Raw genomic sequence first — 23707 nt, 5'->3', positions numbered from 1 at the left:
ATGCTGAAGTCCCAGACCCCTGCCCCGGATACCGAGACGCGCCTGCCGTCGCATCTGTTCTATCTGTCCAGCCTGCGCCGGCCGCTGGTCGACCGCGCCGAAGGCATCTACATCTGGACGCAGGACGGCCGCCGCTTCATCGACGGGTCGAGCGGACCGATGGTCGCCAATATCGGTCATTCCAACCGCAACGTGCTCGATGCGATGAAGCGGCAGATGGATCGCGCCACCTTCGCCTACCGGCTGCATTTCGAGAACGAGCCGGCCGAGGACCTGGCACGGGAGTTGGCCGGAAAGCTGCCCGAAGGCCTGGACCGGATCTTCTTTGTCTCGGGCGGTTCGGAAGCGACGGAATCCTGCGTCAAGCTGGCGCGGCAATGGGCTGTCGCCACCGGACAGGCCAGCCGCTGGAAGGTGATCACGCGCTTTCCATCCTATCATGGCGGCACGCTCGGGGCGCTCGCCGTCACCGGCGATGATGCGCTGGCCGAAACCTTTGCGCCGATGATGCAGGTCATGCCGACCGTGCCGGCGCCGGCCGCCTGGCGCGACCGCGACAATCTCTCGATGGAACAGCGCGGCGTCCGCTACGCCGACATGCTGGAGGAGAAGATCCTCGCTGAGGGGCCGCAAAGCGTGCTCGCCTTCATCATGGAGCCGGTCGGCGGCGCTGCCACCGCGGCGCTGGTGGCGCCGGACAGCTATTATCCGCGCATCCGCGAAATCTGCGACCGCTACGGCATCCTGCTCATCCATGATGAAGTGATGAGCGGTGCCGGCCGCACCGGCAAATTCCTCGGCGGCGACCATTTTGACTGCAAGCCCGACATCGTCGCGCTGTCGAAGGGGCTGGGCTCGGGCTATGCGCCGCTCGGCGCGCTGGCGGCATCCATGCGGCTGGTGCAGCCGCTGCTCGCCTCCGGCGGCTTCCAGCATGGCCATACCTATGCCGGCAATCCGCTCGCCTGCGCCGCCGGGCTCGCCGTGCTTGGCGAAATGGACCGTCTCGACCTGATCGCCAATGCGGCTGGCATGGGCGATCTTTTGATGGCTGAGTTGAAGGGCCTGGCCAAGCGGTTTCCGTTCGTCGCCGACGTGCGCGGCAAGGGACTGCTGCTAGGCGCCGAGATGGTCGCCGACCCCGATACGCTGCGGCCGATCGCACCGGCGAAGAAGGCCACCCAGCGCCTGCTCGACCTCGCCTATGAGCGCGGCCTGATCATCTATGGGCGAAAGGTCAAGGGCGGGGTCGACGGCGACAATTTCATGGTGGCGCCGCCGATGATCGTCACGGCCGAGCAGATCGGCGAGATCGTCGCCATCATCGGTGACTCGCTGCAGGTCCTGGCCGGCGAACTCGACCTGCCGGTCGAAGGCTGAGCCATGGCGCCGCGAAAAGTCATCATCACCTGCGCCGTCACCGGGTCGGTGCACACGCCGTCGATGTCACCGCATCTGCCGGTGACGCCGGACCAGATCGCCGCAGAGGCGATCGCGGCTGCCGAAGCCGGCGCCTCGATCCTGCATCTTCACGCCCGTGATCCGAAGGACGGGCGGCCGACCGCCGATCCTGATGTGTTCATGCAGTTCCTGCCGTGCATCAAGCAGGCGACATCAGCGGTGATCAACATCACCACTGGCGGCTCCTCGCTGATGACGCTCGACCAGCGGCTGGCCGCACCACTCAGGGCCGAGCCCGAAATGTGCTCGCTCAACATGGGCTCGATGAATTTCGCGCTGTTCCCGATGCTCGACCGGTCAAGGGAGTGGCAGCACGAGTGGGAGCCGAAACTGCTGGACGCGACCCGCGACACGATCTTCAAAAACACCTTTGCCGATATGGAGACCGTGCTCGAAAGACTTGGAAAGGGCTGCGGCACACGCTTCGAATTTGAATGCTACGATGTCGGCCACCTCTATTCACTGGCGCATTTTCGCGATCGAGGTCTGGTGTCGGGACCTCTGTTCATCCAGTTCGTGTTCGGCATTCTCGGCGGTATCGGCGCCGATCCCGACAATCTGGTCCATATGAAGCGCATCGCCGACAAACTGTTCGGCGACAGCTACCAGTTTTCGGTGCTGGCCGCCGGGCGCCACCAGATGCCGATGATTGCGATTGCGGCGGCGATGGGCGGCAATGTCCGCGTCGGGCTGGAGGACAGCCTTTACGACGGCCGCCAGCTGGCAAAGTCTAATGCCGACCAGGTGCGCCGCATCCGCAGCGTGCTCGACGGGCTGTCGCTGGACGTCGCCACGCCCACCGAGGCGCGCGAGATGCTGGCGCTCAAGGGCGGTGACCGGGTGGCGTTCTGAGATGGTTATGGCCTGAGATGCTTGCGTTCCGTCCCACCCCCCTCTGTCCTGCCCTCTTTGCCACCACTTGGCATCTCCCCCTCAAGGGGGGAGATTGGACATCACTGCGGCTTTCGCCAATTGCCGACATTGCAGTATTGGCGACAAGACCGAAGCTGCCAATCTCCCCCCTTGAGGGGGAGATGGCCGGCAGGCCAGAGTGGGGTGCCTGGGCGCCGAACCTCCAGTGACTGCCGATTTGCCCAAAATCATCATCCGCCCCGGCCGCATCGAGGACGTCGAAACCATCCATGCCGCGATCCTGCGGCTTGGCGCGCATACCGGCGCACACCAGGAAATCACTTCTACGCCCGAAGACCTGCGCACCTGTGGCTTTGGCGAAAAACCTGCCTTCTCGACTCTGATCGCCGAAGTCGACGGCGAGTTTGCCGGCCTGTGCCTGCATTTCCCGATCTTCTCGACCTGGATGGGGCGGCCCGGCGTCTATGTGCAGGATCTCTATGTCGAAGATCGGTTTCGCGGCCGCAGGATCGGCGAACGCCTGCTGCGGCGTGTCGCCCGAGAATGCCGGAAGAACGGCGGCGCCTATCTCAGACTGTCCGTCGACAGCGACAATGAAACCGCCAAGGCCTTTTACGAAAGGCTGGGCATTGCCTGGTCGAGCTACGAGCAGGTGCAGAAGATCGTCGGCGACGCGTTCTTTGCCTTCGCCGATGCACCAGAGGAATGAGGGAAATCATGAAAGCCTTTTATGCCGAAGAGCAGAAGCGCCACGATCCCAAGGCGTTCCTCTCCAGCGGCGCCCAAAAGCCCAATCCGGAAAAGCCGGAGCGCGTCGAACGGCTGCTCGCCGGCGCCGAGGCTGCCGGCTGCACGATCGAACGGCCGAGAGATCACGGGCTTGGTCCGGTTGCCGCTGTGCATACGCCCGAATATCTCGATTTTCTCGAGCACATCTTCGCGCGCTGGCAGCGAATCGAAGGCGCTTCGGCCGAAGTGATCCCCAACATCCATCCGATCGCCCGGGGCGGCTCCTATCCGGCCTCGGCGGTCGGCCAGGCCGGCTACCACATGGCCGACACCGCTTGCCCGATCTCCGGCGAGACGTGGCGGAGCGTGCTGTGGAGCGCCTGGAGCGCGGTCGAGGCCGCTGAGGGCGTGATGTCAGGCGCGCCGGCTGCCTATGCGCTCTGCCGTCCGCCCGGCCACCACGCCTTTGCCGACGTCGCCGGCGGCTTCTGCTTCATCAACAATTCGGCGGTCGCGGCACAGGTGCTGCGCAAGCAAGCTGCGCGGGTGGCGATCCTCGACGTCGACCTGCATCACGGCAACGGCACGCAAGGCATTTTCTATGCGCGGCCGGACGTGCTCACCGTCTCGCTGCATGCCGATCCGGTGCGCTTCTATCCGTTCTTCTGGGGTCATGCCGACGAGCGCGGCGAAGGGCCTGGTCTCGGCTACAATCTTAACCTGCCGCTGGCGCGCAAATCCGGCGATGTCGCGTTCCTGGAAGCACTCGACGTGGCGTTCCAGCGCATCCGCGCATTTGCGCCGGAGGCGCTTGTCGTGGCGCTTGGGCTTGACGCCTTCGAGGGCGATCCGTTCGGCGGACTATCGGTGACGACGCAGGGCTTCTCGCGCATCGGCGAGGCTATCGCCGGTCGCGGCCTGCCGACGGTCATCGTCCAGGAAGGCGGCTATCTCTGCGACGAACTCGGCGACAATCTTACTGCGTTCCTCACCGGGTTCGGCGGCGGCAAGAAGCCGTGATATCAGCCGCTTCGGGATCGCTCGTGTCGCAGCATCGCGATAACCCGATGCACGCTCTCCAGCGTGTCGTCGATTTCGGCCGCCGTGTTGTAATGGGCGATGCCGATGCGCACGACACCCTGCTCGGCCGGAATGCCAAGCTGGTGGACGATCTCCCAGGCGTAGTTGTGGCCGGACCACAGGAAGATGTTTTCCGCATTCATCTGCCGCACGATCGTCTCCGGCACGATGCCGTCGACGGTGAACGAAACCGTCGGCACGCGCTCGCCGACCCGCGCCGTATCGGTGATGCCGTGGATGGTCAGGCCCGAAATGGCCGACAGGCCGTCGATCAATCTTTGCGTCAGCCTGTTCTCGTAAGCAATTGAAATTTCAAACGCCTTGACTATCCTTGCACGTCGCGAACCATCCTCACCGGCGGCGGCGCCCAGTTCCGCAAAATAATCGACCGCGGCGCTCAGGCCGGCCATCAGCTCGATCTGCGGCGTGCCGAGTTCGAACCGCTCCGGCAGAGCGTTGGACGAACAGCGGCATTTGTACGGTGTCAGCGCGTCGATGACATCCAGCCTGCCCCACACGATGCCCATGTGCGGCCCGAAGAATTTATAGGCCGAGCAGACAAGGAAATCGCAGTCGATATCCTGCACGTCGATCAGGCCGTGCGGCGCGAACTGCACGGCGTCGACATAGACCAGCGCGCCAGCCTGCTTGGCGATGCCGGTCAGCGCCCTCACCCGGTTGATCGAGCCGGTCAGATTGCTGGCGTAGTTCAAGGCGACAAGCCGCGTCCTGTCGGTGAGCAGCGCAGCAAGCGCCGCCTCCTCGATCCGCCAGCTCTGCTCGTCGAAAGCCAGCCAGCGCACGACAAGGCCAAGATCTTCGGCGAGCTGCAGCCATGGCGATACGTTGCCCTCGTGGTCCATGCGGGTGAGGATGATCTCGTCACCGGGTTTCATCGTGCGGCCGAGCGTGCGCGACATGTGGTAGGTCAGCGTCGTCATGTTCGCACCGATGATGATTTCCTGCGGGCTTGCAGCACCGAGGAAATCGGCCATCGCCGCATGGGCGTCGTCGACGATCTGTTGCGCCGCGATCGTGGTTTCGAAGAAGCCGCCGAGATTGGCGTTTGTGGTCAGCAAGCAGCGTGACACCGCGTCGGCGACCGCCTGCGGCACCTGCGTGCCGGCCGGGTTGTCGAGATAGATGCGGCGACGGCCCTTGTCGGTCACCGACAGTGCCGGAAATTTCTCGCGCACGACCTCAATCGGAAAATTCACTTTTTCCCCCTCCCTTCTGTAATCGTTCGGCAATCGCACCTTACTGCGCCGGTAAGCAGCTCACGGACACGGGTTGCCGACACGCTGGTGGATTGCATCGACCGCCTTCTGCATATCCTCGGTCCAGACGACATCGGCGGAAGACAGCGCCATTTCGAGCTGCGGAAGGGTCGTCGCGCCGATGATGCTCGAAGTGACGAAGGGCCGGCTGGTGACATAGGCGTTGGCAAACAATGCCGGCTCCATGCCGAAAGAGCGCGCCAGTTCGTTATACTGGAGCTGCGCCTCCGCGGCATTGGGCGTCTCGTAGCGCTGGCCGCGGTTGAAAAGCTGAGAACGCGAGCCTTGCGGCCGCGCGCCATGGTCGTATTTGCCGGTCAGGTAGCCTTGCGCCAGCGGCGAATAGGCGAGCAGGGAAACCTGTTCACGCTCGCAGACCTCGGCAAGGTTCACCTCGAAGCCGCGGTTGACGAAATTATAGGCGTTCTGCAGCGACGCCAGGCGCGGGCCGACGCCTTTGTCGGCTTCGCCGACGAACCGCATGACGCCCCAGGAACTCTCGTTCGACAGGCCGAAATGGCGGATTTTTCCGGCCTTCACCAATTCGTCGAAGACGGCGAGCGTCTCGGAGATCGGCGTCTCGCCGCCCGGTGCACCGGCGGAGTCTGCCCGCAGCGGCACGGCGCCGACGCGGTTCGGATTGGCGCCCCATGGCACGTCCCGTTCCGGCCAATGGATCTGGTAAAGGTCGAGATAATCGGTGTTGAGCCTGGTCAGCGATTTTTCGACGGCATCGAAGATGTCGGCGCGCACCAGCTTCGACGGGCGATCGCCGCGAAACCATGTGTTGGCGGTGCGGCCAACCACCTTCGAGGCGAGGATCACCTGGTCGCGATTGCCCTTTGCCCTCATCCAGCTGCCGATGATCTTCTCGGTCCAGCCTTGCGTCTCCGCCTTGGGCGGGATCGGGTAGAGCTCGGCGGTGTCGATAAAGTTGACGCCGCGCGAAAATGCCAGATCCATCTGGGCGTGGCCATCCGCTTGAGTGTTCTGCTGGCCCCAGGTCATCGATCCCAGGCAAATCTGGGAAACAAGAAGATCGGTCCGACCAAGGCGGCGTTTTTGCATGGTAATTTCTCCGGCGGGAACTCTTTTGCGCGGCTGCGCGGGAAGGAAGCCGCAGCATACAGGAATGCGCGGGCTGTCTCCAACCCTGCCGCCAGTGGCCAGCGACTTTTCCGAGAGGCCGAAGCAGGGGCGCTCGGCGACGTCAAAAAATCAGTGCGGCATGGCTGCCATGCTAATGCTGCACTGCACAATTGTCACGGTTTGCCTATATTGGGGCTTGGGAGGGCCAACCAGGGGCTTGAATCATGGGTTTCCTCACTGAAATGTTCGCCCGTCCGCGTCCGCAGGAACATCTGCGCTACCGCGCCGCTCTGGCGCTGCTTCATTCGATGAGCAATGCCGACCGGGCCGACATCGGCATCAAACCAGCCGATTTTCCGCGCGTCGCCCGCGAAATGTCCTCACGTTAGTCACGGATATCCCGGCTCGACCGGGATATCTCCCTCGCCCTTCTTCAACGTGAACCCATGAAAATCGCCTTGCTCAGCGGCACGCCATTGTGGCGCAGGATGTCGTAGGCGGTGGTCACGTGGAAATAGAAATTGGGCATGGCGAGATGCAGCAGATACTGCATGCCGGCCATCGAGAATTCGCGCTGGCCAAGCTTCAGCTCGATCATTCTGTCATCGGAGCCGTCCATATCGGCAGCCGCGAATGTCGCCAGAAGGTCGACGGTCTTGGCGATGCGCGCCTGGAGATCGGCAAAGCTCGCCTCGTTGTCTTCGTATTTCGGCACCTCGCGACCGGCAAGCCGCGACGGCGCGCCCTTGGCGTGGTCGGTGGCGATCTGCACCTGTCGGGTCAACGCATACATGTCCGGCGCCAGCCTCGACGTCAAAAACACCTGCGGATCGATCTTGCGGTCGAGCGCATTCTGCTCGGCAATGTTCAGCACGTTGGATAGCGCCTTCAACCTGGCCGAAAACACCGGCACGGACGCTTCGTACATCGATATGGTCACGTGACTCTCCTATCCCGGCGGGAACGCCGACGGCGGCACCTAGCGCCTGCGCAGGCGATTCTTCAAGCGTCACCACGTCGCCGCAATCGCTATGATAGGATTTCCCATCCGGTGGAGATTCCCGATGAGAAGCGCCCTTTTTGCAGCGACCGCTTTTTTCTCCCTTGCCGTGACAGGCCAATCGGTGCTCGCCGCCGAAGCGCCTTATGTCGACGACAGATCGGACGCCGAAGCGGTCATCCGCTCGTTCTACAGCGCCATCAACCGGCAAGAATTCGCGCGCGCCTGGGACTATTTCGGCGAAACCAAGCCGGTCCAGGATTTCGACGCCTTCGTCAAGGGCTATGACGGCACCGAAAGGGTCGAGGTCAAAACCGGTGGCGTGTCCGAAGACGGTGCGGCCGGCAGCATCTATTACAATGTTCCGGTCGCCATCCGGGCGACAGCCAAGGACGGCAGCGAAAATGTCTTTGCCGGCTGCTACACCCTGCGCCAGGTCAACGCCTCGATCCAGGAACCGCCATTCCGCCCGATCTTCATCGACAAGGGCGCGCTGAAACCGTCCAAGGCCGAATTCGAGGACGCCGTGCCGGCAAGCTGCGGCGACGCACCGCCGCCGCCGAAGAAGGATGCGGCGCTGGAGCAGGCCAAGAAGGCGTTTGCGGCCACTTATGGCGACCAGTGCGACAAGGAAATGCCTGGCGGCGAGCCCTTGGCAGAGCCGGACGCCTACTCCCTGCGCTACAAGGATGCCGGCGCCGAGGCCGATCAGCCCGAACGCGAGACGCGGCTGTTTCGCTTCTTCTGCTCGATGGCTGCCTACAATGAGAGTGCCGTCTACTATGTCTACGACGATGTGTCAGGCGTCCGGCAGCTGCAGTTCGCCTCGCCGGAACTCGATATCCACTATGAGAACAACGATAGCGAAGGCAAGGTCGAGGCGATCAACGTCACCGGCTTCCAGACCGACGACCAGCTGGTCAATTCCGAGTATGACGACGCCACCAAGACGATCTCGTCGCTCAACAAGTGGCGCGGCCTCGGCGATGCCGTGTCGGCCGGGACCTATCTGTTTCGCAACGGCAATTTCTCGCTGGTGCAGTACGATGTCGACGCCTCCTACGACGGTGAGATCAACCCGCAGACGGTAGTGGACTACAACACACCGCCTTAAGGGGCCTCCGACAGCATCCAGTTGAGCGCGCCGCGCCAGTCGGTCATGCGGATCGGCGTGCCGTGCGTGCCGGTCTCGAAGCGGACAAAGCGGGCCGGATAGGTCTTCGATTTGGCCAGGATCGAACGGAAGAAGGCTTCCTGTTTCTCGACTGGAAACACAGGGTCCTTGCTGCCCTGGCCAAAGAAGACCGGAACACGGCGCTTGAAGGCCGGGCTCGAGAAGAAACTTTCATCCCATAGCGAACCGAGCAGCAGCAGCCCGGCGATGCGGCCGGCAGTATTCTTGCGGGCGGCCAGCTTCCAGCACAGTGCGCCGCCCATCGATCCGCAGGCAACAAAGATCTTCGCGCCCGGCGACCGTTCGGCATAGTGGCCGATCAGCGCGGCGATCTGGGCAGCACCTGTGTCGCCGAAATCGGAAAAGTCCGGTGACAGATAGAGGCCGCCATTGCCGGCCATCAGGTTCTTGATGCGGTTGAAATTGCCGCCGAAGGTGAAATCGTCGACGCCCTGCTTACGGCTGCCGCCCTGCCCGTGGAGATAGAGCACGATGATGCCGGCGCCTTGCGTGCGACCGACGGCGACGTGGCGGATATTGCCGGCGTCGGTCTTCAGCAGCAGATCCTGCTGCACCTTGCGCACACCGGTGTCGACATACTGCGCCTGCGCGCGGCGCTCCGGCACTTTGTCGCGGGCGTTGATATCGCGCAGTTCGCGATAGTCGACGACTGTATAGGCGCCCTCGGAAGAGAGGATGGCCGGATAGGCGAACAGATCGTCTTTGAAGGGCTTGAGAACGTCAGCGTAAGCAGCGCAAGAAAAGAGGAAAAATATTGAAGTCAGTAGAGCGCATAGGACGGTTCGAATAGCCATCCCTCAGGCATGCGTTTTTCGGCCCCGGTTTGTCAATCCTGCAGCACGCCGCCGGCGCCTTCCAGCGCCTCGGGGGTGTCGACATCGATGGACGCTGCCCTGCCGATCTCGACATCGATGACATCGAGCCCCTCGGCCTCGACCAGATGGCGCGCGCCGGTATCGCCTTCCAGATGAGCGATCGCCGCAAACAGCGAACGCGGCAGCAACACAGGGTTGCCTCGCTTTCCCTCATGCGAGGCGCGCACGACCGATCGGCCCTCGGATTTGCGGAATGCATCGATCAGCCTGTCGAGGTCGGCTGACGCGATGCCAGGCATGTCGCCAAGCACGATCATGGCGCCGGCAGCATCGGCTCTGACCCGCGCGATGCCGGCCTTCAGCGATGAAGACAGGCCCTCGGCGAAATCCGGATTATCGGCGAAAGTCACATCCAGTCCCGACAACGCGGCGCGCACACGCTCGCGCTGATGGCCGGTGACGACGACGGTGCCCGAAGCTTTTGAGCCGAGCGCGCGCTCGGCGCTGCGGCGCACCAGCGGCAGGCCGTCGAACAGTGCCAGCAGCTTGTTCGGGCCGCCCATGCGGCTGGAGCGGCCGGCGGCCAGCAGCACGATATCGACCTTCAACTCGGCGCTCTCAGACGTTGGAGCCGGCAGCCGCTCGCGCGGCTGGGGCCTAGTCGGGATTTCCATCAACAGACCGCCGACACCCATGCCGGCAATATCCTTGGCCGTCACGTCGAGACCGGCGATCAACCTGTCGAGAACCCAGTCGAAGCCGTTCTCCTTGGGGCTGCGGGCGCAGCCCGGCGCGCCGATGACGCGCTTGCCGGCAAGCGCGCCGAGCACCAGGAGATTTCCGGGATCGACCGGCATGCCGGCGCGAGTGACGGTGCCGCCGGCCTTCTCGATCGCTGCCGGGATGACGTCGCCAAAATCGCTCATCGCCGATGCGCCGAAGATCACCACAATATCGTTGTCACGCGCCAGCGAGCCCGCAGCCTCCGCAACGGCGCCAATTTCGTGCGGCGTGCGGCGCTCGGCCGTCAGCCGGCCACCCGAGCGCGCCAGACGGGCTTCGGTGACCCGCAACGTCTTGTCGAGCACACTCGGCTTGATGCCGGGCAGAACCGTCTGGATGACGCCGACACGCACCGGCTGATAGGCATTGACGGCAAAGATCTCGCCGCTGGCGCAGATCCTTGCCACCGCATCGACCAGGGCGGAAGCAACGGCGAAGGGAATGATCTTCACGGTTGCGACCATCTGGCCATTTTCGACCGGTGCGTGCTGCGCCAGCGTGGCGATGGTGATGGTCGGATCGACGGCGTTGATCGCGTTGATCATCGCGGCATCGACCGTGAAGATACCGGCCGCCCGGGCGTGCAGATTAACCCGGCCGGTCGCGGCGGGCTTCGCCTCGATATTGCGATGGAACATGCTTTCGGCGATCTTTTCGGCGGCGGCGTCCTCGCTCAAATCATCGGGAGCAAGAACAGCCGCGACAACCTCCGAAATCCCTGCTGACTTGAGCAAAGACACATCCTCGGCGCTCAGCCTGTGTGCCTTGCGCAAGCGCCGTTCTCCGGCCGTGGTGGCATGCGCCAGCACTGCGCCTTCGGCCGTATCTATGGGGATTGGCCCGAACTTCACGCCACCGCGTCCTTGGATTCGAGGCCACGCGAACGAAAGGCCTGGATCGCTTGCGCCAACACCGCCACAGCTATTTCGGCCGGGCTCGCCCCACCGATGTCGAGCCCGATCGGCGCGTGGATGCGGGCGATCTGGTCGGCGGTCGCGCCCATCGCCAGCAGGCGCTCAACCCGCTTCGCATGGGTCTTGCGGCTGCCAAGCGCACCGACAAAGAAGCAGTTGGCGTCGAGCGCCGCCTTCAGCGCGAAATCGTCGATCTTCGGATCATGGGTGACGGCGGCCAGCGCCGTAAAGCTGTCGAGCGGCTGGCGCTTCAGGATATCCTCCGGCCATTCGGCATGCAGCGCGACATCGGGAAAGCGGTCTGCGGTGGCAAAGGCCGTGCGCGGATCGACGATCTCCACGGGGTAGCCGGCGATCCTGGCCATCGGCGCCAGTGCCTGGCTGATATGGACTGCGCCGATCACCACCAGGCGCGGCTGCGGCAGGTAGGCGTTGAGGAAGAAGCTTCGCCCTTCCGCCTCGACGGACCCGGAATTGCCTGAGCGAAACGCCTTGGCGATCGCAGCGCCCAATTCGCCGGCGACCTGATCGCCCTCCCTCACGATGCGATCGCGGCCATCGCCGAGATCGGTGACCAGGATCACCGCGCGGCGGGCGCGGCGTTCGGCGTTCAGCGTTTTCAGCGCGTAGGGATCCATCGAAATATCTCTTGTTTAAGCATGATTCTTGTCGGCAAACCGGTTCCCACTTTGCGGGATCATGCTTCTAACCCAACCGCTCGACATAGACCTTGATGCGGCCACCGCAGGACAGGCCGACCTGCCAGGCGGTCTCGTCGGCGACGCCGAACTCCAGCATCTTGGCCTTGCCGCTGTCGATGACGTCGACCGCCTCGGTGACCACCGCGCCTTCGACGCAGCCACCAGAGACGGAGCCGTGGAAATTGCCGTCCGCGTCGATGACAAGGTGGCTGCCGACCGGGCGCGGCGCCGAGCCCCAGGTCTCGACCACGGTGGCAATGGCGACATCCTTGCCGTCTTTCATCCAGCCTTCCGCGATGATCAGCGGATCGCGGGCCTCATCGAGATAAATGCTGTTTTCCATCACCGTTTCTCCCGGAGAAAACATATGACTATGCGGCGTCTCTCGCGCCACCCTCAATCCATCTGCGTGGGTCGACGGAGCGCGCCGAAGTCTTGTCCAGCGACGCGCACAGGTCGGCGAGCGCATCGAGATTGTGCACCGAGCGGAATTCGTCGACATGCGGCAGCATCGCCTTGACGCCGCGGGCGCGCGCCTCGAAGCCGTCGAAGCGCAGCAGCGGGTTCAGCCAGATCAGCCGCCGGCAGGATTTGCGCAGGCGCTCCATTTCCTCCGACAGGCCGGCAACGTCGTCGCGCTCCAGCCCGTCGGTGATCAGGAGAACCACCGCACCCTGCCCCAGCACACGCCGCGACCACAACCGGTTGAATTCGGCCAGCGTATCGCCGATGCGGGTGCCGCCCGACCAGTCCATCACCGCCGCCGAACAATCGGCGAGTGCCGCGTCAGGATCGCGATGGCGCATCTGCCGCGTCAGATTTGTCAGCCTGGTGCCGAAGACGAAGGCGTGCACGCGCCGGCGCTTTTCCGTCAGCGCATGCAGGAAATGCAGGAAAATGCGCGTGTACTGGCTCATCGAACCGGAAATATCGGCAAGCACGACCAGCGGCGGGTGAACCTCGCGCGGCGACCGGAATTTCGGCAGGATCAGTTCGCCGCCTGTCCGCGCGGCCGAACGCATCATGGCGCGCGGATCGATACGTCGGCCATGCGCGTTGGATTTGAAACGCCGTGTCCTGACCATGTCGAAGGGCAGCCGCAACTCGGCGATCGCCTTCTTGGCGTCAGTCATCTCGGCGGCGTTCATCTGGGCAAAATCCTTGCCCCTCAGCACCTCGTTGCCGGAAAACGTGAAGCGAGCGTCGACCTCGATCTCGGGGATTTCCTGCACCGGCTGGTTCTTCTGGTGGCCCTCGAACATTGCCTGGCTGACGCGGTTTTCCGCAGCCCGCGGCTTTTGCTTCTCTCTGATATCAGGCGCCACCGGCGAAAACATCGCCAGCATCTTTTCGATCAGCTCGTGCGATTTCCAGAACAGCCGGAAAGTCTCGTCGAAGGTAGGGTGATCTTCGTGCCGCGACACCAGTACGGCGTGCAGCGTCCAGTAGAAATCGTCGCGAGAGCCGATACCGGCGGCAAGCACCGCCTCGATCGCATCCTTTACCGAGGCCGGGCCGACCCGCATGCCGGCCTTGCGTAGGGTGCGGGCGAAATAGACGATGTTATCGGCGATCCTCCCATCGGGCGTGGCCTCTTTCGGTTCGGGATGCGGCGTTGCCATCGCCTACTCCGCCGCCGAAAGCTCGGCCTTCACCTCGTTGAGGATGCGCCGGCCTTCGCCCTGTTCTATACGGGCAATGTCGTCTTGGTATTTCAGCAGCACGCCGATCGTGTCGGAAACGGTTTCCGGATCGAGCGCCACCTTGTCGAGTTCGGTCAGCGCGCTGGCCCAGTCGATGGTCTCGGCAACCCCCGGCACCTTGAACAGCTCGATCTGGCGCAGCTTCTGTATGAACGAAACCACCTCTGCCGACAGCCGGCTGTTGGCCTGCGGTACTTTTCTGCGCACGATCTCCAGCTCGCGCTCGGCATTCGGGTAGTCTACCCAGTGATAGAGGCAGCGGCGCTTCAGCGCGTCATGGATCTCGCGGGTGCGGTTGGTGGTGATGATGACGATCGGCGGCTCCTCCGCCTTGATCGTGCCGAGCTCGGGCACCGTGACCTGGAAGTCGGAGAGAATTTCGAGCAGGAATGCCTCGAAGGCCTCGTCGGTGCGGTCGAGCTCGTCGATCAGAAAGACCGGGGCGGCGCCCGCCTTGCCGGTCAGCGCGTCGAGCACCGGGCGGCGGATCAGGTATTTTTCGGAAAAGACGTTGCGCTCCATGTCGGAGCGGTCAACCTTGCCGGCCGCCTCCTCCATGCGGATCTCGATCATCTGCGCGGCGTAATTCCACTCGTAGACGGCCGAAGAGACATCAAGGCCTTCATAGCATTGCAGGCGGATCAGCCGGCGGCCGAGCGCTTGCGCCAGCACCTTGGCGATCTCGGTCTTGCCGACGCCGGCCTCGCCCTCAAGGAACAGCGGCCGATTCATGCGCAGAGACAAGAACAGCACGGTCGCCAGCGACCGGTCCGCCACATAGTCCGCGCCGGTCAGGAGATCGAGCGTCTCATCGATCGTCCGCGGCGTAGGGCGTGGTTTCAACCCGGTCATTCTCTCTCCGTGCGTGCGGCCCATCCAGAGCCTCTACAGAGCGTGATAGCCGCGGTCGTGATAGATTAGCGGCCGCAAATTATCGCCGATACGCAGGCCTGTCACCTTGCCAAAAAGCACACGGTGGGTGGCCAGATCCTTGGTATCGATCAGTTCGCAGTCGAACACGGCAAGCGCGCCCTTCAGTGTCGGCGCGCCGGTCGAGATCATATCCCACTCGGCGAGCGCGAAGCGTTCCTCGACGGGCAGGCCGGTGAGGCCGGAAAAGCCCACCGACAGCGCCTCCTGGTCCGAAGCCAGCGCGTTCAAGGCGAACCTGCCATTCTTCACGAACGGCTCGTTCTTGGGATTTTCGCGATCGAGGCAGACCAGGATGGTCGGCGGCGTGTCCGACACCGAACAGGCTGCAATGACAGTCGCACCGCGCCTGCCGGCGGAACCATCGGTGGTGACCACATGGACGTGGCCGGCAAAATGGGCCATCGCGTCGCGATAGGCCTGCGGCCCTATGTCGTTCTTCTTCAGCACCGGCGATTTCCATTGGTTTGAAGCGAGATGAACCCAACCGTTATATATGGCGGCATATTGCATGCCACAAGCGAAGTGGTTGACACGCATCCTGAATTTCGCGTGTTGCGTGAAAGCTGACCAGCCTTTAGGTCTTGGCAGGAAGTGGCGCCGGCAAACACGCGACCGGCGCGGAGGAATTCTTCGCTCGCATGCGACCCCGGACAATAGGCACGACAACGACAATAGCGGTGCTGGCCTGGCTGTCTCTCGCCGGTGATGCGAACGCTGAGACGCTGCTGGTCGGTGTCGCGGCACCACTGTCCGGGCCGTCGGCGACCCTCGGCAAGCAGATCGAGGCGGGCGCCGGCCTGGCAGCAGCGGCGAACGGTGCTCAACTCAAGGTTGTCGACGACGCCTGCACGGCCGATGGCGGGGCTGCCGCGGCGAGGGAATTCGTTGCGTCGAAAGTCGGCGTGGTCGTCGGCTTCCTCTGCACCGAGGCGATCGAGGCGGCACTGCCGATCCTGAAGGACGCCGACATACCGGTCATCACTGTTGGCGTGCGCACCGAAAGTCTGACCGACCGGCGCGCCAAGACCGGCTGGCCGATCTTTCGGCTCGGGCCGCGCGGCGATGACGAGCGGAACGCCGTCGCCTTCAATCTCACCCGCCAATGGCAGAACGAGCTGTTCGCCATCATCGACGACGGCACGATTTACGGCCGCGAAATCGCCGAGACGCTTCGGGCGGCAGCCGAGCAGGCGGCGCTGAAACCGGTGTTCGTCGACACATTCAGGCCGCAGCTCGACAACCAGATCGGGCTGCTCGGGCGGCTAAGGAAGGCCGGCGCAACGCATGTCTTTGCCGGCGGCGACGGCGAAGACATCGCCATCATGGGCCGCGACGCCGGCCAGCTCGACGCCGGCATCATTTTTGCCGGCGGCGAAGCGCTGCGCACAGCGCCCGGCGACGTGCCTTATGCCACGGGCACGCTGATGTTTGCGCCGCCCGAATGGGCCGATGTCGCCGACTCCAGGGTGCTCGAAAGCTTTGCCGCACAAACGATCGTGCCGGAGGGCTACACGCTGCCGGCCTATGCAGCGGTCGAGATCGCCAAGGCGGCGACAGCCCTGGCGGACCCCCCCGGCAGGCCACTGGCCGATGCGCTCGCCGCGCATGACTTCAGCACCGCGATCGGACCGATCCGCTTTGACGGCAAGGGCGACTTGACCGAAAACGTTTATCGGGTCTTCCGTTTCAACGGCGCAAATTTCGTGCCGGCGGAGGCCAAATGATGTTTCGCACCGGGCCGCGCAATCTCATCACCGATGTCGCCGGCCTGCGTGTCGGCAACGCTTCCGATGTGAGGCTGAAGTCCGGGGTGACCACCATCGTCTGCGACGAGCCGGCAGTGGCCGGTGTGCAGATCCTGGGCGGTGCCCCGGGCACCCGCGAGACCGACCTGCTCGAGCCGCACAATTCGATCGAGGCGATCCATGCCGTGGTGCTTTCGGGTGGCTCGGCTTACGGCCTCGATGCCGCCTCCGGCGTACAGGCGGCACTGCGCGAGAACGGCATCGGCGTGGAGGTCGGCGGCTTTCGCGTGCCGATCGTGCCGGCGGCGATCCTGTTCGACCTGCGCAACGGCGGCGACAAGGACTGGGGTCGCTATCCGCCCTACCGCGATCTCGGCTATGAGGCGGCACAGGCAGTCGGCATCGATTTTCCGCTCGGCACGGTCGGCGCGGGCACCGGTGCCCTGAGTTCCGGCCTCAAGGGCGGCCTCGGATCGGCCTCGACGATGCTCGACAGCGGCGTCACCATCGGCGCACTCGTCGCCGTCAATCCGACCGGCTCGGTGACGATCGCCCGAAGCAGGCACTTCTGGGCAGCGCCCTTCGAGATCGGCGACGAGTTCGGCGGGCTTGGTTATCCCGCGCCGATGCCGGAGGACGCGAAAAGGATCCTGCTGAAATTTCGCGACAAGCATGTCGGAGGCAACACGACCATCGCCGTCATCGCCACGGACGCCCTTCTCACCAAGGCCGCCGCAAAACGCCTGGCGATATCAGCGCATGACGGCTTCGTGCGCGCCATTTGGCCGACACATACGCCGGCCGACGGCGATCTGGTTTTCGCGGTGGCGACCGGCAAGAGCGGCATCGAGCTCGCGCCCAACGACGCCATCGAGCTTTACGCCGTGGCCGGCGCCACCATGGCGCGCGCCATCAGCCGCGGCGTCTTTGCCGCAACGCCCGCCGATGGCGACCTGTTTCCGGTCTGGTCGTCGCGCTGAATGCGGGCTGCCGTGGCCCGTCATCAGGTGGGGTCGGATTTTTCCTCCTCGAACGTGACCGCGACATCCGAATTTGCCGACAGCCGGACTTTCTGGCCCTCGACTTCGGCTACGAGGCTGAGCGGAATGAAGTGGTGATGCCCCCTGTGGGCGCCCTCGCCGCTGTCGCGCTTGGTCAGCTTGATTCGTTGTCCCTCAACTTTGTCGACAGTGCCGACATGGACGCCGTCGGCGCCGATCACTTCCATATGTTCGCGAATGCTGGCTGCATCGGTCATTGTGGGTTCTCCATTAGAGCGCCGCGCGTCCTTTTGGACGCGCAAAGGACGCTCTAACACTTTAAATCAACGCATCGTACTTTCCGAAAATCGATTCCGATTTTCGGGTCGATGCGGTGAAGCTGCCAACATAAACAAATGACGGCACGATTGGATGCATCGGGTTGCGTCTCAGAGGGCACGACGTTTTGACGATGTCGTGATAGTGATCGAAACAACGCTGGCTGCTCAAACGGAAATCCGATGCGAATTCTCGTCCTGTTTGCTGTGTCCCTCCTTGCCCAGTTTGCAACTTCGCTCGCCGCGCATGCCGGCGATGTTGCCGAGCTTGAAATCCTCGGCTTCACCGGGGATGGCGGCGCCTTCGCCTTCGAGGAGTACGGTGTCCAGGACGGGTCGGGGTTTCCCTATGCCAATCGCTATTACATCAACACCGCCGACGACAGTTTTCTCAAGGGCACACCGATCAGGGTGCGGCTTGACGACGAGAACGCAACGCTCGACGCGGCGCGTCTTGCAGCCCGGCAGAAAGGTGAAGCTATCATCAAACAGGCGGAATTGACGGCGAATCGCGGCATCACCGCCGGCTCCAACCCGGTGACCGAGCTTTCGGCCGATCCGTTCCGCATGGTGGTCAACCCGCGGCCGATCTTTTCGCCGGTCGATGATCCGCTCGAGTTCCGACTCGACGAGATCGGCATGAACGATACCGAAACCTGCCAAAACCTTGGCGAGATCAACGGCTTTCGCCTGTTGCGCATCGAGGCGAAAGGCGGCGGCAAGACTGAACTCCTGCACGAAGACAAGTCGATCCCCAAAAGCAGAGGCTGCCCGAACGGCTATCGAATCGGCGCGGTGCAGACATTTTCCATGCAGGGCCTCAGCGCCTATGCCGTGCTGATCGCGGTGCGCCAGTACGGCTTCGAAGGACCTGACTATCGCTGGATCGCGGTGACCGGCCGGCTGTGACGTCGCTCCCCGCCATACGCAGCGGCGTCCTGGATCGCATCCGCAAGGCCTTGCCGTCGCCGTCCGCCGCAGTTTGCGGCGCCCTGCTGTGGGCCGCCGCGATGGGCGCCAGCGCACTTGTCAATCTGCTGCTGGACGACTGGGTGACCCCGGCAAATATCCGCTTCGTCTCGTTGCTCTATGCGGCGGGCGGTGCGCTCGCCTTTCCGGTTGGCCTGTTCCTGGCGCGGCTCGTCTCGCTCGGGCGGCATTGGCAAGTAGCCTTGGCGGCCGCCTTTGTCTGCCTTCTTGCCACCACGATCGGCTTCACCGGTGGGCTATTTGCGCTGCAATACCGTTCCTACTATGCCCAATGGCATGAACCTGCACTGACCATTGGCTGGTCCATCCAGTTCGTGCACACCATGGCAACGGCGTTCTATCAATTCATCGTGCTGGGCATCCGGCTTTATTTTCCGCTCGGTTTCATCGCGCTTGCTCTCGCCAGCATCTGGTTTGCACGGCAGCAGCGTTGAGCATTTTGTCTGCCTCTGTTACGACGCGGGCGAACGCCCTCGCAAGTCAGGACTGACCGATGATCCCTCGCTACTCCCGGCCGGAAATGGTGGCCATCTGGTCGCCCGAAAACCGGTTCCGCATCTGGTTCGAGATCGAGGCCCACGCTTGCGACGCGCTGGCCGAGCTCGGCGTGATCCCGAAGGAGGCCGCCAAAACCATCTGGGAAAAAGGCGGGGCCGCCAAGTTCGACGTCGATGCGATCGACGAGATCGAGCGCGTCACCAAGCACGACGTCATCGCCTTCCTCACCCACCTCAGCGAATTCGTCGGGCCGGACGCCCGCTTCATTCATCAGGGCATGACCTCCTCGGACGTTCTCGACACCTGCTTTGCCGTGCAGCTCACCCGCGCCAGCGACATCCTTCTGGCCGACATCGACGGCCTGCTTGCGGCGCTCAAGCGCCGCGCCTTCGAACACAAGGACACCGTCACCATCGGTCGCAGCCACGGCATCCATGCCGAGCCGACCACCTTCGGCGTCAAGCTGGCGCAGGCTTATGCCGAATTCTCGCGCTGCCGCGAGCGGCTGGTGCACGCGCGCGAGGATATTGGGACATGCGCCATATCAGGTGCAGTCGGCACCTTCGCCAATATCGATCCCTATGTCGAAGAACATGTGGCGAAGCAACTCGGATTGAAGCCGGAGCCGGTGTCGACGCAGGTGATCCCGCGCGACCGCCATGCGATGTTCTTTGCGACGCTCGCTGTCATCGCCTCGTCGATCGAACGGCTGGCGACGGAAATCCGCCATCTGCAGCGCACCGAGGTGCTGGAGGCCGAAGAGTATTTTTCGCCCGGGCAAAAGGGCTCGTCAGCGATGCCGCACAAGCGTAACCCGGTGCTGACCGAAAACCTCACCGGGCTTGCGCGCATGGTGCGTTCGTTCGCGCTGCCGGCGATGGAGAACGTGGCGCTCTGGCACGAGCGCGACATTTCGCATTCGTCGGTCGAGCGCATGATCGGCCCGGATGCGACTGTGACGCTCGATTTCGCGCTATCGCGGCTGACCAGTGTCATCGACAGATTGCTCGTCTATCCCGACAACATGCTGAAGAACATGAACAAGTTCCGCGGCCTCGTGCATTCGCAGCGTGTGCTGCTGGCGCTGACCCAGGCCGGCGTCAGCCGTGAGGACGCCTACCGGCTGGTGCAGCGAAACGCCATGAAGGTATGGGAGCAAGGCGCTGATTTCCTTGAGGAACTTTTGGCCGACAAGGAGGTCACCGCAGCCTTGCCCGAGGCCGAAATTCGTGAAAAATTCGACCTTGGCTATCATACCAAGCATGTCGACACGATCTTCAAGCGGGTGTTCGGAGAAGCGTGAGGCCACGCGGTTTTGACCGGTCCCAGCCGGCGGTTCCAAGCTGGAGCACCCTCATCGGACCGCGGAGCCTATCCTCGGGCTTGCCGAAGGCAAGACCCGTGGGCGGCCACCTTCTCCCACAAACAAGGGGAGAAGGTAAGACGGCATCGACCTCGCCGCACCGTCAGGTTCGAATAATCAAGCCTTGCCGGGAACGGTCCTGATCACCGTTCCCCACGGGTCCTCGCGCGTCGCTGCATCAGTCACATTGTCGGACCGCATTTCGACCCAGGCGAGGCCGGACCGGGAAGGATCGCGACGGCCGGCGCCGGCGCTCTGCCACGAATTGGCGCCTATGTGGTGGTGGTAGCCGCCTGACGACAGGAACACCGCCGCGCCACCATATTTCGCCATGGTATCGAAGCCGAATTCCTGGTGCCACCAGGCCTCGGCGTCTTCCGGCCGTCCGACGCGCAGATGGACATGGCCGATGATGCTGTTGTCCGGCATGCCCTGCCAGGCGGCATTGCCGGCGGGCACGTCGGCGACGACCGACGAAATATTCAGCCGGTCGGTCGCCATCGCTATCTTGTCACCATTCCACTTCCAGTCCTCATGGCGGCGGTCGGAATAGATCTCGATGCCGTTGCCTTCGGGATCGGTCAGGTAGAGCGCCTCGCTGACCAGATGGTCGGAAGCGCCGTCGATGCCGATATTGTTGGCGATGGCGTGGTTGATCCAGCGCCCGAGGTCGGCCCGGCTGGGCAGCAGGAAGGCAGTGTGAAACAGGCCGGCGCTGCGCGGATCGTCAGGCTTCGCCGCTGCATCCGCTTCGATGTCGAGCAAGGGACGATTGGCGGCGCCCAGCGTGATCGTGCCACCGGTGCGGCTCAGTTCCTGCAGCCCGATGACATCGCGATAGTAAGCGGCCAAGCTTTCGGCATCTCGCGCCCGCAGCCCGACGCGGGCAACGCTGATCGGGGTCGTGGCGGCAAAAGGCAATTCGCTCATCAAAGTCTCCGTTTGGCCGGCCTTCGACGAGATCCCCAAAACCAGGAGCCCGCGCCACCTACCATCGTACGTCGTGTCAGTTCCAAATCCTGGGTCTCATGTACACGGCTGTTTCTTTTCCCGATGACAGATCGTCGTTCTTGATCGTTCACACAAGACGTCAAGAAGCGAACATGGTGTTCACAATTATGAGCAATCGCAAAATGATCAGACCCAGTTGCGCATGATCTTGTTCAAAAACCGCTTCACACTTTTTGGGATCATGCGCGGTTGCACGAAACCGTGTCCCTCGCTACATGCGCGCCATGAAAGTCAGGGATGCAGACATTCTCATCGTGCCGGGCTACACCAATTCCGGTCCCGACCATTGGCAGAGCCGCTGGCAATCGAAATTGTCGACGGCGCGGCGCGTCGAGCAGGCGGAATGGTCGAAGCCAGTGCGCGAAGACTGGACGGCGAGCGTGGCGAAGGCGGTCAACGAGGCCGAGCGACCGGTCGTCATCGTCGCGCACTCACTCGGCGTCGCTGCCGTGATCCAGGCAATGCCGCAGTTCCAGCGTCCGGTCGCCGGAGCCTTCTTCGTGGCGCCGCCCGACGTCGCCAACCCAGAGATAAAACCCAGGCACCTGATGACCTTCGGACCTTATCCGCGCGAGCCGCTGGCATTTCCCTCGGTGGTGATCGCCAGCCGCAACGACCCGTTCTGCACCTTCGAGGTGGCCGAGGACATTGCCGGCGCCTGGGGCTCGCTGTTCATCGACGCCGGCGAGGCCGGACATCTCAACGCCGATGCCGGCTTCGGCCCGTGGCCGGAAGGCTCGATGACTTTTGCGAAATTCCTGACCGACCTTTAGTGCATGTCGCCCAAAAGCATGCCCTCGGGCCTGACCCGAGGGTGCGAAGCGGTTTTGGGACGACATGCATAAAACAAAGACTTTAAGCGCGTTACATTCCCTTCAATGCGACGCGCTTTAGGCGCTGATCGAGTCCCTCACGCTCTTCAGCAGGGTCTTTGCCCCCAGGCCGATCAGCGCATGCTCGGAGCCCATCGCCAGCAGCCGGTAGCCCATCGACACCACACGGCCGGCGATGGCCGGCTCGATGACGTAGATCGCGGCATGCTTGCCGGCCTTGCGCGTCCGCTCGGCGATCGAGGCGACTGTTTCCATCATGCTTTCGAGCGTCGAGTTGACGGCGGCGCCGTTCGACCAGGCAATCGAAAAATCCGATGGGCCTAGGAAGATGCCGTCGATACCCGGCGTGTCGAGGATGCCGTCGAGTGCATCGAGCGCGGCGCGCGTCTCGACCATGGCGAAGGCCATGGTGCGCGCGTTGCTGTCGCACAGCCAGTCGGCATAGTCGCCCTTGCCATGACGCGGAAAGGCGTAAGTCGGGCCCCAGGAACGCTCGCCGAGCGGCGGATACTTCATGGCGGCAGCGAATAGCCTGGCGTCCGCCACCGAATTCACCATCGGCGCAATCACCGCCTCGGCGCCGAAATCGAGCGCGCGGCTGGCCATGTCGAAGCGGCCGACCGGAATGCGCACCAGCGCCGGTTTGCTGGCGGCCAGCACCGGCGCAAGGCCGCGCAGCACGCTGTCCTCATGATGTCCGCCATGCTGCATGTCGAGCGTGACGGCATCGAAACCCTGTCTGGCAAGAATCTCGACCGTCAGGGCATCAGGCACGCCGGACCATGCGGTGCACAAGGTTTCATCGGCCACAAGGCGTGACTTGAGGGACATGGGCGCCTTCCTTATTCGACCTCGCATCGGCCCAAAATCGGCAAGCCCGATGCGAGGAGTCAAAGTTGAGCGTACCTCGTACTTTCCGAATGGATGCACGTCGCTCTAATGCAGTTCAGCCGGAAACAGCTGCAAAGGCAAAGAAAAACCGCCCGGAGGGGCGAGGCGGTCGATTGGTCCAGCGTGTCGATTGGCTCAGAGCAAGGGTCAGGTGTTCTTGATCTGCTCGATTGCCTGCGCCATCAGATCGTCCATGGTGCGGCGAATCTGATGATCCGACTGGGCGACTCCAGCTTCGTCGAAATCCTTGCGGATCTTGCGGAAAACGTCGTGGTCGCCGGCTTCCTCGATATCGGCGAGGACGACCTGGCTGGCATAGGCTTCGGCGTCGGCCCCGGCCTTGCCGAGCTTTTCGGCGGCCCACAGGCCGAGCGCCTTGTTGCGGCGGGCCGCAGCCTTGAACCGGAGTTCCTCGTCGATGACGAACTTGCGCTCGAAGCCCTCCTCGCGATCTTTCATGCTGCTCATGGCATCCCTCCGGTCAAATCCGATTTGGTTGGCAGTC

At 63.4% G+C, this 23707-nt stretch carries 26 protein-coding genes; 12 read left to right on the top strand and 14 right to left on the bottom strand.

Features of this window, described 5'->3' with window-relative positions:
- From AC0L2K_RS19820 to AC0L2K_RS19805, 4 genes are all read left to right on the top strand, one after another.
- Positions 1-1380 (top strand): aminotransferase family protein, encoded by a 1380-nt coding sequence (locus AC0L2K_RS19820; protein ID WP_287237561.1) that lies wholly within the window; start codon positions 1-3, stop codon positions 1378-1380.
- A 3-nt stretch (positions 1381-1383) separates the two neighbouring features.
- Positions 1384-2313 (top strand): 3,5-dioxohexanoate:acetyl-CoA acetone transferase, encoded by a 930-nt coding sequence (kce, locus tag AC0L2K_RS19815; RefSeq protein ID WP_473532104.1) that lies wholly within the window; start codon positions 1384-1386, stop codon positions 2311-2313.
- Between the two features lie 226 nt (positions 2314-2539).
- Complete coding sequence (locus AC0L2K_RS19810) at positions 2540-3043, top strand: GNAT family N-acetyltransferase (RefSeq protein ID WP_473532103.1); 504 nt, start codon at positions 2540-2542, stop codon at positions 3041-3043.
- A gap of 8 nt (positions 3044-3051) precedes the next feature.
- Positions 3052-4083: a histone deacetylase family protein gene (locus tag AC0L2K_RS19805; protein ID WP_473532102.1), complete on the top strand. Its 1032-nt coding sequence runs from the start codon at positions 3052-3054 to the stop codon at positions 4081-4083.
- 2 nt (positions 4084-4085) lie between these two features.
- Here the strand turns inward: AC0L2K_RS19805 and AC0L2K_RS19800 are convergent, their stop codons facing one another.
- Both AC0L2K_RS19800 and AC0L2K_RS19795 read right to left on the bottom strand, forming a co-directional pair.
- A complete protein-coding gene (locus AC0L2K_RS19800) occupies positions 4086-5360 on the bottom strand; it encodes a cysteine desulfurase-like protein (protein WP_473532101.1) in 1275 nt (424 codons plus the stop codon).
- 60 nt (positions 5361-5420) lie between these two features.
- Positions 5421-6488 carry an aldo/keto reductase gene (locus AC0L2K_RS19795; RefSeq protein ID WP_473532100.1) on the bottom strand — a complete coding sequence of 356 codons (1068 nt, stop codon included), beginning with the start codon at positions 6486-6488 and terminating at the stop codon, positions 5421-5423.
- A 245-nt stretch (positions 6489-6733) separates the two neighbouring features.
- Here AC0L2K_RS19795 and AC0L2K_RS19790 point away from each other — a divergent pair, with 245 nt between their 5' ends.
- Positions 6734-6898: a hypothetical protein gene (locus AC0L2K_RS19790; protein WP_023798224.1), complete on the top strand. Its 165-nt coding sequence runs from the start codon at positions 6734-6736 to the stop codon at positions 6896-6898.
- A 44-nt stretch (positions 6899-6942) separates the two neighbouring features.
- On the opposite strand, the gene AC0L2K_RS19785 is transcribed toward AC0L2K_RS19790, so the two are convergent.
- Complete coding sequence (locus AC0L2K_RS19785; RefSeq protein WP_287221147.1) at positions 6943-7449, bottom strand: DUF1993 domain-containing protein; 507 nt, start codon at positions 7447-7449, stop codon at positions 6943-6945.
- A gap of 124 nt (positions 7450-7573) precedes the next feature.
- On the opposite strand from AC0L2K_RS19785, the gene AC0L2K_RS19780 reads away from it, so the two are divergent.
- Positions 7574-8623 (top strand): DUF1176 domain-containing protein, encoded by a 1050-nt coding sequence (locus tag AC0L2K_RS19780; RefSeq protein ID WP_473532099.1) that lies wholly within the window; start codon positions 7574-7576, stop codon positions 8621-8623.
- On the opposite strand, the gene AC0L2K_RS19775 is transcribed toward AC0L2K_RS19780, so the two are convergent.
- The 7 genes from AC0L2K_RS19775 to AC0L2K_RS19745 all read right to left on the bottom strand — a co-directional run bounded on the left by AC0L2K_RS19775 (position 8620) and on the right by AC0L2K_RS19745 (position 15000).
- The gene (locus tag AC0L2K_RS19775) at positions 8620-9498 is read right to left on the bottom strand and encodes an alpha/beta hydrolase (protein WP_473532098.1); all 879 of its coding nucleotides are present in this window, start codon (positions 9496-9498) and stop codon (positions 8620-8622) included. The genes AC0L2K_RS19780 and AC0L2K_RS19775 overlap by 4 nt on opposite strands.
- A gap of 32 nt (positions 9499-9530) precedes the next feature.
- Entirely contained in the window at positions 9531-11153 is a 1623-nt protein-coding gene (locus AC0L2K_RS19770; protein ID WP_473532097.1) for an NTP transferase domain-containing protein, read from the bottom strand.
- The gene (locus AC0L2K_RS19765; protein ID WP_473532096.1) at positions 11150-11854 is read right to left on the bottom strand and encodes an XdhC family protein; all 705 of its coding nucleotides are present in this window, start codon (positions 11852-11854) and stop codon (positions 11150-11152) included. Before AC0L2K_RS19765 ends, AC0L2K_RS19770 begins: the two co-directional genes overlap by 4 nt.
- A gap of 67 nt (positions 11855-11921) precedes the next feature.
- Complete coding sequence (locus tag AC0L2K_RS19760; RefSeq protein ID WP_027154201.1) at positions 11922-12260, bottom strand: XdhC family protein; 339 nt, start codon at positions 12258-12260, stop codon at positions 11922-11924.
- Positions 12261-12288: 28 nt separating this feature from the next.
- Positions 12289-13539, bottom strand: a complete 1251-nt coding sequence (locus tag AC0L2K_RS19755) for a vWA domain-containing protein (RefSeq protein WP_287237543.1) — start codon at positions 13537-13539, stop codon at positions 12289-12291.
- 3 nt (positions 13540-13542) lie between these two features.
- Positions 13543-14472 carry an AAA family ATPase gene (locus AC0L2K_RS19750; RefSeq protein ID WP_473532095.1) on the bottom strand — a complete coding sequence of 310 codons (930 nt, stop codon included), beginning with the start codon at positions 14470-14472 and terminating at the stop codon, positions 13543-13545.
- A 33-nt stretch (positions 14473-14505) separates the two neighbouring features.
- Positions 14506-15000, bottom strand: a complete 495-nt coding sequence (locus AC0L2K_RS19745; RefSeq protein WP_027154198.1) for a flavin reductase — start codon at positions 14998-15000, stop codon at positions 14506-14508.
- A 191-nt stretch (positions 15001-15191) separates the two neighbouring features.
- Here AC0L2K_RS19745 and AC0L2K_RS19740 point away from each other — a divergent pair, with 191 nt between their 5' ends.
- Positions 15192-16277: a branched-chain amino acid ABC transporter substrate-binding protein gene (locus AC0L2K_RS19740; RefSeq protein ID WP_473532094.1), complete on the top strand. Its 1086-nt coding sequence runs from the start codon at positions 15192-15194 to the stop codon at positions 16275-16277.
- Positions 16277-17278, top strand: a complete 1002-nt coding sequence (locus tag AC0L2K_RS19735; RefSeq protein ID WP_473532147.1) for a P1 family peptidase — start codon at positions 16277-16279, stop codon at positions 17276-17278. The genes AC0L2K_RS19740 and AC0L2K_RS19735 overlap by 1 nt, the downstream gene beginning before the upstream one ends.
- A 23-nt stretch (positions 17279-17301) precedes the next feature.
- Here AC0L2K_RS19735 and AC0L2K_RS19730 read toward each other — a convergent pair whose 3' ends face one another.
- Entirely contained in the window at positions 17302-17556 is a 255-nt protein-coding gene (locus AC0L2K_RS19730) for a DUF2171 domain-containing protein (RefSeq protein ID WP_023798236.1), read from the bottom strand.
- Between the two features lie 243 nt (positions 17557-17799).
- Here AC0L2K_RS19730 and AC0L2K_RS19725 point away from each other — a divergent pair, with 243 nt between their 5' ends.
- Genes AC0L2K_RS19725 through purB form a run of 3 tightly spaced genes read left to right on the top strand, consistent with a single transcriptional unit; the run spans position 17800 to position 20407 of the window.
- A complete protein-coding gene (locus AC0L2K_RS19725) occupies positions 17800-18525 on the top strand; it encodes a DUF2259 domain-containing protein (protein ID WP_473481753.1) in 726 nt (241 codons plus the stop codon).
- Positions 18522-19040 carry a hypothetical protein gene (locus AC0L2K_RS19720; RefSeq protein ID WP_287171908.1) on the top strand — a complete coding sequence of 173 codons (519 nt, stop codon included), beginning with the start codon at positions 18522-18524 and terminating at the stop codon, positions 19038-19040. Before AC0L2K_RS19725 ends, AC0L2K_RS19720 begins: the two co-directional genes overlap by 4 nt.
- Before the next feature lie 59 nt (positions 19041-19099).
- A complete protein-coding gene (gene purB, locus AC0L2K_RS19715; protein ID WP_473532093.1) occupies positions 19100-20407 on the top strand; it encodes an adenylosuccinate lyase in 1308 nt (435 codons plus the stop codon).
- Positions 20408-20584: 177 nt separating this feature from the next.
- Here the strand turns inward: purB and AC0L2K_RS19710 are convergent, their stop codons facing one another.
- Positions 20585-21397 (bottom strand): VOC family protein, encoded by an 813-nt coding sequence (locus tag AC0L2K_RS19710; protein ID WP_473532092.1) that lies wholly within the window; start codon positions 21395-21397, stop codon positions 20585-20587.
- 305 nt (positions 21398-21702) lie between these two features.
- Here AC0L2K_RS19710 and AC0L2K_RS19705 point away from each other — a divergent pair, with 305 nt between their 5' ends.
- Positions 21703-22251, top strand: coding sequence for an RBBP9/YdeN family alpha/beta hydrolase (locus tag AC0L2K_RS19705; protein ID WP_023798242.1), 549 nt, complete (start codon positions 21703-21705; stop codon positions 22249-22251).
- 117 nt (positions 22252-22368) lie between these two features.
- Here the strand turns inward: AC0L2K_RS19705 and AC0L2K_RS19700 are convergent, their stop codons facing one another.
- Positions 22369-23142 (bottom strand): HpcH/HpaI aldolase family protein, encoded by a 774-nt coding sequence (locus AC0L2K_RS19700; protein WP_473532091.1) that lies wholly within the window; start codon positions 23140-23142, stop codon positions 22369-22371.
- Between the two features lie 207 nt (positions 23143-23349).
- Positions 23350-23670 (bottom strand): DUF1476 domain-containing protein, encoded by a 321-nt coding sequence (locus AC0L2K_RS19695; protein ID WP_027154189.1) that lies wholly within the window; start codon positions 23668-23670, stop codon positions 23350-23352.
- Positions 23671-23707 lie beyond the last annotated feature (37 nt).

The organism is Mesorhizobium sp. WSM4817 (genome assembly GCF_055811135.1).
Note: the sequence above shows the minus strand (reverse complement) of the source record. Positions and strands in the feature narration are given on the sequence as shown.

Excerpts from the sequence above, each read along its gene's own strand:
- AC0L2K_RS19750 (WP_473532095.1), bottom strand. The coding sequence starts at position 14,472 with ATGACCGGGTTGAAACCACGCCCTACGCCGCGGACGATCGATGAGACG.
- AC0L2K_RS19725 (WP_473481753.1), top strand. The coding sequence starts at position 17,800 with ATGCGAATTCTCGTCCTGTTTGCTGTGTCCCTCCTTGCCCAGTTTGCA.
- AC0L2K_RS19730 (WP_023798236.1), bottom strand. The coding sequence starts at position 17,556 with ATGACCGATGCAGCCAGCATTCGCGAACATATGGAAGTGATCGGCGCC.
- AC0L2K_RS19820 (WP_287237561.1), top strand. The coding sequence starts at position 1 with ATGCTGAAGTCCCAGACCCCTGCCCCGGATACCGAGACGCGCCTGCCG.
- AC0L2K_RS19780 (WP_473532099.1), top strand. The coding sequence starts at position 7,574 with ATGAGAAGCGCCCTTTTTGCAGCGACCGCTTTTTTCTCCCTTGCCGTG.
- AC0L2K_RS19790 (WP_023798224.1), top strand. The coding sequence starts at position 6,734 with ATGGGTTTCCTCACTGAAATGTTCGCCCGTCCGCGTCCGCAGGAACAT.
- purB (WP_473532093.1), top strand. The coding sequence starts at position 19,100 with ATGATCCCTCGCTACTCCCGGCCGGAAATGGTGGCCATCTGGTCGCCC.
- AC0L2K_RS19695 (WP_027154189.1), bottom strand. The coding sequence starts at position 23,670 with ATGAGCAGCATGAAAGATCGCGAGGAGGGCTTCGAGCGCAAGTTCGTC.
- AC0L2K_RS19805 (WP_473532102.1), top strand. The coding sequence starts at position 3,052 with ATGAAAGCCTTTTATGCCGAAGAGCAGAAGCGCCACGATCCCAAGGCG.
- AC0L2K_RS19755 (WP_287237543.1), bottom strand. The coding sequence starts at position 13,539 with ATGGCAACGCCGCATCCCGAACCGAAAGAGGCCACGCCCGATGGGAGG.
- AC0L2K_RS19700 (WP_473532091.1), bottom strand. The coding sequence starts at position 23,142 with ATGTCCCTCAAGTCACGCCTTGTGGCCGATGAAACCTTGTGCACCGCA.
- AC0L2K_RS19760 (WP_027154201.1), bottom strand. The coding sequence starts at position 12,260 with ATGGAAAACAGCATTTATCTCGATGAGGCCCGCGATCCGCTGATCATC.
- kce (WP_473532104.1), top strand. The coding sequence starts at position 1,384 with ATGGCGCCGCGAAAAGTCATCATCACCTGCGCCGTCACCGGGTCGGTG.
- AC0L2K_RS19710 (WP_473532092.1), bottom strand. The coding sequence starts at position 21,397 with ATGAGCGAATTGCCTTTTGCCGCCACGACCCCGATCAGCGTTGCCCGC.
- AC0L2K_RS19795 (WP_473532100.1), bottom strand. The coding sequence starts at position 6,488 with ATGCAAAAACGCCGCCTTGGTCGGACCGATCTTCTTGTTTCCCAGATT.
- AC0L2K_RS19775 (WP_473532098.1), bottom strand. The coding sequence starts at position 9,498 with ATGGCTATTCGAACCGTCCTATGCGCTCTACTGACTTCAATATTTTTC.
- AC0L2K_RS19735 (WP_473532147.1), top strand. The coding sequence starts at position 16,277 with ATGTTTCGCACCGGGCCGCGCAATCTCATCACCGATGTCGCCGGCCTG.
- AC0L2K_RS19705 (WP_023798242.1), top strand. The coding sequence starts at position 21,703 with ATGAAAGTCAGGGATGCAGACATTCTCATCGTGCCGGGCTACACCAAT.
- AC0L2K_RS19765 (WP_473532096.1), bottom strand. The coding sequence starts at position 11,854 with ATGGATCCCTACGCGCTGAAAACGCTGAACGCCGAACGCCGCGCCCGC.
- AC0L2K_RS19740 (WP_473532094.1), top strand. The coding sequence starts at position 15,192 with ATGCGACCCCGGACAATAGGCACGACAACGACAATAGCGGTGCTGGCC.